The sequence below is a fragment of the Capnocytophaga sp. oral taxon 380 str. F0488 genome (genome assembly GCF_000318255.2).
Lineage (GTDB): Bacteria > Bacteroidota > Bacteroidia > Flavobacteriales > Flavobacteriaceae > Capnocytophaga > Capnocytophaga ochracea.
In genome coordinates, this window is the sequence record NZ_KB291213.1 from 75,388 (window position 1) to 78,412 (window position 3,025).

Sequence of the window (3,025 nt, forward strand, 5' to 3'; positions counted from 1 at the left end):
ATAAGCTCTCTATAAGCTAACCCCCCCCTCCTCACAGCCTTTTCTCTCCCAAAAACCTCTCAATACACTTTTTATATTTTTCGTTTTTCTCCGATAATTCAGACCGGTCCAATTTGTCCAACAAGTAAGACCTATTAAAAAACCTTTTTTATCACTACCCTTTTGCTAATTTCCTCATTTTCTAATTCTCTCATTTTCTAATTTACTAATTAATCTGCCCGTGTGGCTCACACTGCCTGTGCGGCTCGCACCTAATTTGCTAATTTTCCCCTCCTCTTTTACAAAAAATTGTATAATTCAACTATTTGATGTATCTTTGCAAAAATACTATAAAATGAACTGCACTCGGTTATTCTGTTTCCTCTGTGTGTTTCTGTTTGCGAAAACACCCCTCTTTTGTCAAGAAGAAAAGTCTATTTCTACCGCTTTTCCGTTCTTAATCCTTAATTCTGATGCTATATCAGCAGGAAAAGGAGAAGTAGGGGTAGCTTCCTCTCCCGATGTGTTTTCCCAAAGAGTGAATGCTTCCAAATATATCTTTCTACCTACTTCTTCAGCAGTAGCTATTAATTATATGCCCTTCACTCATAGAGCTGTGCGCGATGTGTTTTTAGGGGGGATTACTTTTTACAAAAAGAGAATACGCGATGCTTTCGGGGCAAATTTCTCATATTTCAGTATCGGTGATGTGAACTTAACCCAAGACATAGGGCAACAATCGTATATGTTAGGCACTTTCAAGCCTACTGAGCTTTCATTGGAGGGCTCTTATAGTTTGCAATTAAGTCAGTCGTTCGCTATGGGAGTTACCTCTCGTTTCTTAAGCTCACAACTATCTATTCCTTCGCAAGGGAAGAGTGTAGCCCGAGCATTAGCTTTTGATATAGCAGGCTATTTCTATTCACAAGAGCACTTTATTAGTAGTTTGTTATACCGATACACTTGGGGATTCCAACTTTCTAATGTGGGAACAAAGGTGAAGTACGACGACTTGGGCAGGTCTTTCTATCTTCCCTCCCAACTGAAATTAGGAGGAGGTTTTTTATTGCAAACCGATAGTTATAACGAGTGGGAACTCTCGATAGAAGCACAGAAATACCTTGTGCCTACCCCTAATGAGCAAGGTGTCCCCGATAAAGATATTATAGAAGCCTTAATAACCTCTTTCTACGATGCTCCTAATGGTTTCCGTGAAGAATTTCACGAGATTAATTGGGCAATAGGTTTGGAATACAAGTATAACCAATCATTTTTCTTGCGCTCAGGATTCTTCTACCAACACAAGGACAAAGGCGACCGAAAGTTTCTATCCATAGGAGCAGGTTTTGCCTTTAACAATTGGCAAATGGACGTAGCTTATCCTTTTTCATTCTCCACCTATAACAATCCATTCAGCACCTTTAAAATTAACCTAATTTACCGCTTTGGACAGTAGAGATTTTGAATTGTGCTAATATTTTTTCTCTGTTAGAGAATTTATTAACAAACGTGTTTAAAGTAAAAGTAATAAAATTAGTATGATAAAACAAGAACTATTTTTCTCTTTCAAAAATATGCAACGTATGATTACTATCTAAGATATACACCTTATTTTCTGAGACTTTTAAATCTCTAAGGCGAGTAAAACTATCATCTCTTTCCTCTACTGCAATAGGCTCTGAAACATAGATAATTTCCTTGGTATTGATGTCTAAAATGCCAAATTTTAGTTGTTCAGCAAGATAAAAATACAATAAATTATCTTGAACAACATAACTTCCTGCAGTATCATTTGCTTTTTTGATGTTGTACTTTTCAAACTCCTCTTGTAAACCATATTGAGTAACAAAAGGAGGCTCTTGGGTTAAATCTATTTCAATAAAGACATCTACTGCTAAGCCTAAAATTTTTCCTTTTTCATTGTCTAAGAGATAATCACTTCTAAAAAAGCCTTTGCTATCATCATAAGAACTCGTACTTGTTTTTCCTATAGCTTGGTGATATTCAGGGATACGATATCTTAATTCTCCTGTTTCAATATCTAAACCTATAAAACCTTCTGCATTTAGAAAAACCCAAAAAATATTGTTGTATATACCTATAAATCTCCGTACCTGAAAATCTATCTCTTCATCGGTATATGGGTTTTTCCACTTCCCAAGAGAAGAAAGAGGAAATTCCCAAAGATGTTCTTTCTTTTGAATAGAAAAGGCTCTGATAGACATTACATCATCGTATATTTTATCCTTTTTGTATATATATATATATATATACCCATTTGGAAAAAACTTATAGAAAATTTGTCAATATTTCCCAATACCATAAGATTCCCTTCTCTATCCAAAAGAGCTGTAATGAATATTTTTTGTTGTTCATCTAAAAAATAAGTTTCTAAAAACTCTTTAGATAAATACAAAAAAGCTTTGTCTTTTCCTTCTTCTATTAATTCTAAATTTTCGTCAAAGATTTTATAATTATTCTCCCACTCACTACAATAGAATTTACCATTAAAAGTAGCAAGCGGACTTAGTGGAGTTTTGTAAAGCATTTGTTTTTTTTCGCCACATTGAATTTCATCAGATGTATTGATGTAATAAGGTTTGCCTTTATAGATAACATAATCTCTTACATTATCTATTTTAGAAATTAATTTAAACATTTTATTGTGATTTTATAAAGTTATAGAGTGCTGAATTTGTATCGTTTATCAACTTTTCTAATCTTACTTTATCATTAGGATTTATAATACCTAAACTTTCCTTTAGTTTAGGATTCATAAACTTTAAAATTTCATCACTGTTACGTTTAAACAATTCTTTAAAAGCTTGTTTTACTTCATTTATATTAGCTTTATTACTGTTAATCACATAAGCTAAATCTTCTATTTTGTTAACTCCTTGTAAATAGCTTTCAAATTGTTTGATAAATCCTTTATCATTAGCTATTTTACCCCACGTTTCAGTGTTATAGCTTTTAAATTCCTCATATAAAGGTTTTTGTCCTTCCCTAAACTTCACGTCATAACGGCAGTTGGCACAGATATCAT

General features: G+C 33.4%; 4 protein-coding genes. 1 reads left to right on the forward strand and 3 read right to left on the reverse strand.

The window, feature by feature from the left end:
- Window positions 1–334: 334 nt before the first annotated feature.
- Complete coding sequence (gene porV / locus HMPREF9078_RS08260; RefSeq protein WP_034543318.1) at window positions 335–1,435, forward strand: type IX secretion system outer membrane channel protein PorV; 1,101 nt, start codon at window positions 335–337, stop codon at window positions 1,433–1,435.
- A 97-nt stretch (window positions 1,436–1,532) separates the two neighbouring features.
- Here the strand turns inward: porV and HMPREF9078_RS08265 are convergent, their stop codons facing one another.
- From HMPREF9078_RS08265 to HMPREF9078_RS11995, 3 genes are all read right to left on the reverse strand, one after another.
- Complete coding sequence (locus HMPREF9078_RS08265) at window positions 1,533–2,204, reverse strand: hypothetical protein (protein WP_009420258.1); 672 nt, start codon at window positions 2,202–2,204, stop codon at window positions 1,533–1,535.
- Entirely contained in the window at window positions 2,204–2,638 is a 435-nt protein-coding gene (locus HMPREF9078_RS08270; protein WP_009420259.1) for a hypothetical protein, read from the reverse strand. The genes HMPREF9078_RS08265 and HMPREF9078_RS08270 overlap by 1 nt, the downstream gene beginning before the upstream one ends.
- A 1-nt stretch (window position 2,639) precedes the next feature.
- Window positions 2,640–3,025 (reverse strand): hypothetical protein (locus tag HMPREF9078_RS11995; RefSeq protein ID WP_009420260.1); only part of this gene is annotated, 386 nt, incomplete at its 5' end.